7 protein-coding genes are annotated in these 8235 nt (G+C 66.8%); 4 read left to right on the top strand and 3 right to left on the bottom strand.

The window, feature by feature from the left end; genetic code table 11:
• Window positions 1–1988, bottom strand: a 1988-nt coding sequence (locus tag AC1D01_RS12975) for a hypothetical protein (protein ID WP_477866775.1), incomplete at its 3' end; no start/stop codon positions are given.
• A 15-nt stretch (window positions 1989–2003) separates the two neighbouring features.
• Window positions 2004–2666: a type III secretion system chaperone family protein gene (locus tag AC1D01_RS12970; protein WP_477866773.1), complete on the bottom strand. Its 663-nt coding sequence runs from the start codon at window positions 2664–2666 to the stop codon at window positions 2004–2006.
• A gap of 19 nt (window positions 2667–2685) precedes the next feature.
• Between AC1D01_RS12970 and AC1D01_RS12965 the strand changes: the two genes are divergently transcribed.
• From AC1D01_RS12965 to AC1D01_RS12955, 3 genes are all read left to right on the top strand, one after another.
• Window positions 2686–3060 carry an Mth938-like domain-containing protein gene (locus tag AC1D01_RS12965; protein WP_477866771.1) on the top strand — a complete coding sequence of 125 codons (375 nt, stop codon included), beginning with the start codon at window positions 2686–2688 and terminating at the stop codon, window positions 3058–3060.
• A gap of 78 nt (window positions 3061–3138) precedes the next feature.
• Entirely contained in the window at window positions 3139–3615 is a 477-nt protein-coding gene (locus tag AC1D01_RS12960) for a peroxiredoxin (RefSeq protein ID WP_047511976.1), read from the top strand.
• A gap of 193 nt (window positions 3616–3808) precedes the next feature.
• Entirely contained in the window at window positions 3809–5500 is a 1692-nt protein-coding gene (locus tag AC1D01_RS12955; protein WP_477866769.1) for a PhoH family protein, read from the top strand.
• 51 nt (window positions 5501–5551) lie between these two features.
• On the opposite strand, the gene AC1D01_RS12950 is transcribed toward AC1D01_RS12955, so the two are convergent.
• Complete coding sequence (locus AC1D01_RS12950; protein WP_477866767.1) at window positions 5552–7444, bottom strand: propionate--CoA ligase; 1893 nt, start codon at window positions 7442–7444, stop codon at window positions 5552–5554.
• 156 nt (window positions 7445–7600) lie between these two features.
• Here AC1D01_RS12950 and AC1D01_RS12945 point away from each other — a divergent pair.
• Window positions 7601–8235 (top strand): C40 family peptidase (locus tag AC1D01_RS12945; RefSeq protein ID WP_477866765.1); only part of this gene is annotated, 635 nt, incomplete at its 3' end.

The following is an 8235-nucleotide window of genomic DNA, read 5'->3' as shown; positions in this document are numbered from 1 at the left end:
ATCCTGGCCGAGGCGTTCTGCACGACATGCCGGCGAAACTGCAGCAGGCCATCCTCATCGCCCACGACACACGGCTGGCGATCGACGGCACAGACCAGCGGTTGATCCGGTGGCGATTCGAGCCCCACCAGAGCGGGACACCACTCCACCAGCTTGCACGCGAGGTCCGGCCAGAAGCCGTCCAAAGCCTCGTTCACAGGTCCGTAGACGCTCTTGAACTCGATGCCGATCGCCTCGCGGGCAAGGCAGGTCCTCAACTGGATCAGTGAAATCAGGCTCTTGCCGAAAGCCTGCCCGACCCCCAGCGTTCCCGCTGACGACACGGCATAGAGAACGTCCCGCAGCAGCCACACCCGCCTCTGCTCGTCGTCCGTCAGCTTGATGAACTCCTCCTTGCCCTGCGAGTTGATGATGCAGCGGCACAACGAGAGCCCGGAAGTCCATCGGCTTCGTGAGCCGGACTGCAGCAGGTCGCGGAACGGACGCGCGACCAGCCCGGTGATCTGCGCCTGCACGGGGATCAGCGCGCATCGGAAGGCGTAGTCGATCAGCTCGCCCGACATCTGCGTCGCTGCCTTGATCTCGCATTGGCTGGCGTTCGGCGACAGCATGCTGCTCTGCCAAGGCTCGGGCTCGTAGGCCGACGTACCGTTGCCTTCCGAGCCGCCTTGCGATGATCGCGCCTGGGCATCGAAAGACGCCAGACCGAACAGGAAGAAGCTGACCGGCAATACCCACGGCAGGATCAACGACGTCCAGCGCATCAGGTTGAAGCATTTCGCCTGGGCGTAGCGGCCGAGTTGTGCGTCTGCCGGCGGGCGGAACGCCTGCGTGTTGACGATCTCCTTCTGGAAGAACCGGTCAACCCCGATGAACGCCAGGCCCACGGCCAGACCCAGGATCGTCACCGGCGGCCAGGCATGCCCGTCGACAGCGCCGAGAAACGCCTCGATGGCGGAGGCGATCGCCCACGACGCGAACAGCATTGCAATCCAGTGGCAGCTCCCCTCACGCACGCCATTCAGGGCAGATCGCAACACCCACGGCATGCGCTCGAACGACGGCGCAGTCACGGGGATGTCGGGTGATGGCTCCTGGTGACCGATGCCGCCACCCTCCGACAGCATCGAACCGATCTCGTCCTCGACCTGAGAGAGAAACGGCTCGCGCAATTGCGCCAGGAGATCCATCACGGCCTGGTAGACATCCCGTGGCAACTCATCGGATTGGAAAAGAGAAACCACCTGGCATTGCGCCAGCAAATGGATCGACAACATGCCCAGCGACTCTCTCGGCATCCTGTTTTCGACACACAGGACGACCAGCTCCTTGAGCGCCGCGCGCAGATCCTGGCCGCGTCCTTCCATTGCACAGCCAGCCGCGTGGGTCAGCAGGATCCTGCTGTCGCGTTGCAAGTCCTCCGATGGAGCCGCAACGCCTTTTCCCACGCGGAGCCAGTCGCAGGCCACCGGCATCATTTCCCGCTTGCGCAGGCGCTTGAGCTGCTTGATGGCAGCCGTCAGCGCAGCACGCATGTTGCGATTCGGGGCTGCGGTCGGTTCGAGCGCTTCGGTCAGCTTCGAGTGCAGTTCATCAAGCACTTCCTGGTCCTGCCCGGGAAGCGCCGCCAGCAATTCGCACACGGCACGCTTGACGCTCCTTTTGCCCGACCTGCCTTGCGCCGCCAGGAAGTCGACGCCGCCCTCGTCCAGATCCGCCAGACGCTGCAGCAGCGCCTCGCCCGGACTTCCCGCGAGTCCCGGCAGGCCATGGCCCTTCGCGACGTCTTTCCTGCCAACGACCGCTGAATCGGGCACGCACCGCCCCTCCATCAGGCTGAGGAGCCGCCCCCAATGTGCGGCTTCTTGCTCCAGGTAGCGCTTCGAGCCGGTGTTGCCCACCAACTGCTCCTTGAAGGCGGAGTCGGCGGAAAGCGGAGGAGAAGATGCCCTGTGCCCTTGGGCGACAGTTCTGCTCGGTGCCTGCATGGTGCCCTCCGTCGTTCAGATGCGCTGATGCATAGGCAGATCGGCAGGTCTTGCCTGCTGCGGTCCGGCCCCACCCCGGGCGCCGTCGTCCAGCAATCCGTGGTGTCGCCAATGCAAAGCGAGTTCGGTCGCCGCTCGCAAGCTGCGCACGACAGCGTCGGCCTGGATGGCTCCGAGATCACCGTCGATGACACACACCGCACGGCCGGAATCCGGATCGATGCCCAAGGTAGTGCCTCGCTGCTGCAGCATCAACACGAAGTTCAACTCCAGCATCCGTGTCAGCACGTCCTCCAACCTCGGCGCGGCCGGGGCACCCGGATCCCCGAGGTCGCATTGCATGCGCATGCGCCGTGGATCGACCAGCGGGTCGTACAACAACGAGAAGCTGACGCCGTCCAGCTCGACCTCGGAACGAGCAGCCATTCCTTCCTCGACGACCCAGCCGGCCGGAAGCATCAGACCAAGGCGCTGGTGCACGCCTCGCACCAGCGACGCAAAGACGCCATGCATGTCCATCGACATTTGAAGAAGCCCTTCCTTTGGGAGGTTGTGGGTGACGACCCCTTGGTAACGGAAAAGCGCGGGCTGCACCATCTGCGGCGAAGATGCCGACATCTTGATTTCAGATATCGGATACACCATGTGAAAGAATTCGTTGACCTCGCCCCCACGCATCCGACAGCTCGAACCGCCCATGAAACTCCAACCCGATCGCATCGAAGGCGTCAATGCCATCTCCGGCCTGATCCCCGGGGCCGTCTCGATCAACGGCCTCGTGCACCGGCGCAGCATCGTCGTGCCGTGGCAGGGCGAGGTCGTGGAATGGAACGTGGAGCGCTTCGACGAACTCACCGCCGAGCACTTCGGCGTGATCGCGGCGCTGTCGCCCGAGCTGGTGATCTTCGGCAGCGGCGAGCGCATCCGCTTCCCGTCGCCCGCCTGGCTGCGCCCGCTGATCGAGCGGCGCATCGGCATCGAGACGATGGACACCGCGGCGGCCTGCCGCACCTACAACGTGCTGGTCTCCGAAGGACGCCGCGCGGTGGTCGGCCTGCTGCTGGGCAGCTGATACCCGGCCAGAGCGCCATGGCCGTGGCCTTATAATCTACGGCTACGCCTCCCGCGGCGCAACTCCCCAGAATTCTTCATGACGCCAGCCCTCAACAAACCCCTCCCGGAATTTGAAGCGCTCGCAACCGGTGGCGTGAAGTTCACGCCCGCCGCCTTCGCGGGGCAGATCGTCGTTCTTTACTTCTACCCGAAGGACAACACGCCCGGTTGTACCACCGAGGCCATGCAGTTCCGCGATCGGCACAAGGATTTCGTCAAGGCCGGGGCGGTGGTTTTTGGCGTCTCGCGCGACAACATGAGCTCGCACGACAAGTTCAAGCAGAACCTCGAGCTGCCGTTCGAGCTGATCGCCGACACCGAAGAGAAGCTGTGCCACATGTTCGGCGTCGTCAAGAACAAGATCATGTACGGCAAGAAGGTCAAGGGCATCGAGCGCAGCACCTTCCTGATCGACGGTGAAGGCGTGTTGCGGGCCGAATGGCGCGGCATCAAGGTCGCGGGGCACGTCGACGAGATCCTGAAGGCCGTCAAGGGCCTGAAGAAGGCGGCCTGAAGCAGGCCGGCTGGTCCGGCAAATCCACGATGACGGGAGTTGTGTTGAGGTGTCATCGCGGATGTGCATAATGGGCCATGCCTGTGAGTTGTGAATCCAGACAGCCAAACATCAAGCCGCTCGGGCAACCGCGCGGCTTTTTTGTTGCCTGCCCTGTCGTCGCCCCCTTCGCCACCTGACACACACACCGCCCATGCCACTGCCCAAGCCGCCTGCCAAACGCGCCGCCCTCCTGACCCCCGCCGATTTCGAATCGCAGGCCGCTCCCAAACCCGGCAAACGCACGCAGAACAAACGCAGCGAGGAACCCGCCTCGCCGGCGGTGCTCGACCTGTTCGATGCGCCGCGCGAGGCCGCGCCGGTGGTCACCGCCAAGGCGATCGCGCCGGTGACGGCCCCGCCGGCCGCGAGCCCGCACACGTATCCCGCCGACAAGCCGCGCCGCAGCGCACCCGAGCCGAAAGCCCGCAAGCCGCGCGGCACCGGCCCGGCCAAGCTGTTCGTGCTCGACACCAACGTGCTGATGCACGACCCGACCTGCCTGTTCCGCTTCGAGGAACACGACGTCTACCTGCCGATGATCACGCTCGAGGAGCTCGACGATCACAAGAAGGGCATGTCCGAGGTCGCCCGCAATGCACGCCAGGTGAGCCGCGACCTCGATGCGCTGGCCGGCGGCCTCTCCGACCAGCCGGGGCGCGACATGGTCGACGGCCTGCCGCTCGCGACCACCGGCCACCGCGAGGCCGGCGGCAAGCTGTTCTTCCAGACCACGCTGGTCAACGTGACGCTGCCGCAGGGGCTGCCGCAGGGCAAGGCCGACAACCAGATCCTGGGCGTCGTGCAGGCGCTGCGCGACCAGCAGCAGGGCCGCGAGGTGGTGCTGGTGTCCAAGGACATCAACATGCGCATCAAGGCGCGTGCGCTGGGCCTGGCCGCCGAGGACTACACCAACGACAAGACGCTGGACGACGGCGACCTGCTCTACACCGGCGTGCTGCCGCTGCCCGCCGATTTCTGGGATCGCCATGGCAAGACCATGGAGAGCTGGAACCAGGGCGGCCTCACCTACTACCGCATCAGCGGGCCGATGGTGCCGGCGCTGCTGGTCAACCAGTTCGTCTACCTCGAGGCGCCGGGCGCCGCGCCGCTGTATGCCAAGGTCACCGAGATCACCGGCAAGACCGCGGTGCTGCGCACGCTGCGCGAGTACACCCACCAGAAGAACGCGGTGTGGGGCGTCACCGCGCGCAACCGCGAGCAGAACTTCGCGCTGAACCTGCTGATGGACCCGGAGTGCGACTTCATCACGCTGACCGGCACGGCCGGCACCGGCAAGACGCTGATGACGCTGGCCGCCGGGCTGTCGCAGGTGATGGACGACCGCCGCTACACCGAGATCATCGTGACGCGCGTGACGGTGCCGGTCGGCGAGGACATCGGCTTCCTGCCGGGCACCGAGGAAGAGAAGATGTCGCCGTGGATGGGCGCGCTCGACGACAACCTCGAGGTGCTGTCGAAGACCGACGGCGCGGCCGGCGAATGGGGCCGCGCGGCCACCAACGACCTGGTGCGCAGCAAGATCAAGATCAAGAGCCTGAACTTCATGCGCGGGCGCACCTTCCTGAACAAGTTCGTGATCATCGACGAGGCGCAGAACCTGACGCCCAAGCAGATGAAGACGCTGATCACGCGCGCCGGCCCCGGCACGAAGATCGTGTGCCTGGGCAACCTGGCGCMGATCGACACGCCGTACCTGACCGAAGGCAGCTCGGGCCTGACGTTCGCGGTCGACCGCTTCAAGGGCTGGCCGCATTCGGGGCACGTCACCCTGGCACGCGGCGAGCGTTCGCGCCTGGCCGATTTCGCTTCCGAGGTGTTGTAGCCCGGGTGACAACCCGGGTTTCGTCGCACACATCCCGGATTGGCATCCGGGCTACGAGACTCTGTCGCGGATCTGCTGCAGCGCCGTCGGATCCTCGATGGTGGTCAGGTCGCCTGGGTCGCGGTGCTCGCACACCGCCTGGATCGCGCGGCGCAGCAGCTTGCCGGAGCGCGTCTTCGGCAACGCGCTGACGAAGTGCACCCGCGAGGGCCGGGCAATCGCGCCCAGGCCTTGCTCCACCGTCTTCATCACCTCGCCCTCCAGGCGCAGCCGCGCGGCCTCGTCGGCGGCCCGGCTGGCATCACGCAGCACGACGAAGGCCATCGCCACCTGCCCCTTCAGCGCATCGGCCACGCCGACCACCGCCACCTCGGCCACCGCCGGGTGGCTGCTGATACTCTCCTCGATCTCGCGCGTGCCCAGCCGGTGGCCGGCCACGTTGATCACGTCGTCGGTGCGGCCGAGGATGAAGAAGAAGCCATCCTCGTCGCGCACGCCCCAGTCGAAGGTGCTGTACACCATGCGCCCGGGGATCGTCTTCCAGTAGGTCTCGACGAAGCGCGCATCGTCGCGCCACACCGTCTGCATGCAGCCAGGCGGCAGCGGGCCCTCGATGACCAGCACGCCCTTCTGGCTCGGCTGCGTCAGCTCCTCGCCGCTCAACTCGTCGACCAGCTTCACGTCGTAGCCGTACATCGGCACGCCCGGGCTGCCGAACTTGCCGGGCATCGGCTCCACGCCGTTGGCGATCGTCAGGATCGGCCAGCCGGTCTCCGTYTGCCAGTAGTTGTCGATGACGGGCTTGCCCAGGCCATCGGCGATCCAGCGCGCGGTCGGCTCGTCCAGCGGCTCGCCGGCCAGGAACAGCGCGCGCAGGCTCGACAGGTCGTGCCGCTTCAGCAGCGCGGCATCGTGCTTCTTCAGCACCCGCACCGCGGTCGGCGAGCTGAACATCACGCTGACGCGATATTTCTCGACCAGGCTCCACCACACCGCCGCATCGGGCCGTGTCGGCAAGCCCTCGTACATCAGCGTCGCCATGCCGGCAATCAGCGGCCCGTAGACGATGTAGCTGTGGCCGACCACCCAGCCGATGTCGCTGGTGCAGAAAAAAGTCTCGCCGGCCTGCCCCTGGAAGATGTGCTTCATGCTCGCGGCCAGCGCCACCGCGTAACCGCCGGTGTCGCGCTGCACGCCCTTGGGCCGGCCGGTGGTGCCGCTGGTGTACAGCGTGTAGCTCGGCTGCGTGGCCTCGACCCAGGTGCACGGCACCACCGCGTCGAAGTGCGCCGCACGCAGCGCCTCGTACTCCGCATCGCGCTGCGCATCGAGCTGCATCGGCGCGAGCCCGCGGTCGATCATCAGCGTGCGCGGCGTCTTGTGATCGGCCAGCCGCATCGCCTCGTCGAGCAGCGGCTTGTAGGCCACGACCTTGCCGCCGCGGCTGCCGGCATCGGCGCTGACGATCAGCACCGGCTGCGCATCGTCGATGCGGCTCGCCAGGCTCGCGCTCGCGAAGCCGCCAAACACCACCGAATGGACCGCGCCGATGCGGGCGCAGGCGAGCATCGTGAACGCCGCCTCGGGAATCATCGGCAGGTAGACCAGCACCCTGTCGCCCTGCTTCACGCCGAGCGCGAGCAGGAGGGCCGCCATGCGCTGCACCTCGGCATGCAGCTCGCGGAAGCTGTAGCGCCGCTCGTCGCCGGTCTCGCTGGAGACGTGGATCAGCGCGTCCTGGTCGGCGCGCGCGGCCAGGTGCCGGTCGACCGCGTTGTGGCACAGGTTGGTCCGCCCGCCGACGAACCAGCGCGCGAACGGCGGATGGCTGGCGTCGCAGACCTGCTCGAACGGCCGCTCCCACTCGATCAGCGCCGCCTGTTCGGACCAGAAGCCGGCGCGGTCGGCGAGCGAGCGCGCATGAAAATCGCGATAGGCATCCATACCCTTGGTTACACCACAGAAACACCCTCGCAACAACCCAGGAAAAGCCTGAAGAGAACGTGCTAAGTGCCGGTTTTGAAAGGACTTTTGCGGTTGACGCTGCCCGGTGACTCTTTTATGCTGCGCGGCATGTTCCGGTCGGCCGTCCCCTTYTTCGTGCGCAGCGCCCTGGTGGCGGCGGCCTTCGGCTGCGGCAGCGCCTGGGCCGACACCGACCAGATCTCCCGCCTGCTGACCGACAAGGGGCTGATCGCGCCGGGTGGCGCGGCCGCCACGCCGGCCGCGGCACCGCCCCCTGAAGCGGCCTCCGCCCCGGCGGTCACCACGACGGCAGCCGCCCCCGAAAGCTTCACCCAGCACGTCCGCGAGAAGGCATCCGACATGGTGCTGACCGCGATGAACTTCCTCGGCGTGCGGTACCGCCGCGGCGGCAACGACGCCGACTCCGGCTTCGACTGCAGCGGCTTCACCCGCCACGTCTTCGAGAGCGCGCTCGGCCTCGTGCTGCCGCGCCGCGCCGACGAGCAGGCGCACGCGAAGGGCCTGCTGGCCGTCAAGCGCGACGAGTTGAAGCCCGGCGACCTGGTGTTCTTCAACACGCTGCGCCGCACCTTCTCGCACGTCGGCATCTACATCGGCGAAGGCAAGTTCATCCACGCGCCGAAGCCGGGCGGCGAGGTGCGGGTCGAGGACATGCGCTTCGCGTACTGGGCCAAGCGCTTCACCGGCGGTCGCCGCGCCGAGCAGGCCGATGCGCCGGCCGTGCCGTCGGCCACCGCGGCGCTCGCTAC

This window comes from Rhizobacter sp. P3_B12 (assembly GCF_056402895.1).
Note: the sequence above shows the minus strand (reverse complement) of the source record. Positions and strands in the feature narration are given on the sequence as shown.

What these genes read in the sequence shown, in the direction of transcription:
- AC1D01_RS12970 (WP_477866773.1), bottom strand. Translation starts at nt 2,666, where the DNA reads ATGCGTGGGGGCGAGGTCAACGAATTCTTTCACATGGTGTATCCGATA.
- AC1D01_RS12965 (WP_477866771.1), top strand. Translation starts at nt 2,686, where the DNA reads ATGAAACTCCAACCCGATCGCATCGAAGGCGTCAATGCCATCTCCGGC.
- AC1D01_RS12960 (WP_047511976.1), top strand. Translation starts at nt 3,139, where the DNA reads ATGACGCCAGCCCTCAACAAACCCCTCCCGGAATTTGAAGCGCTCGCA.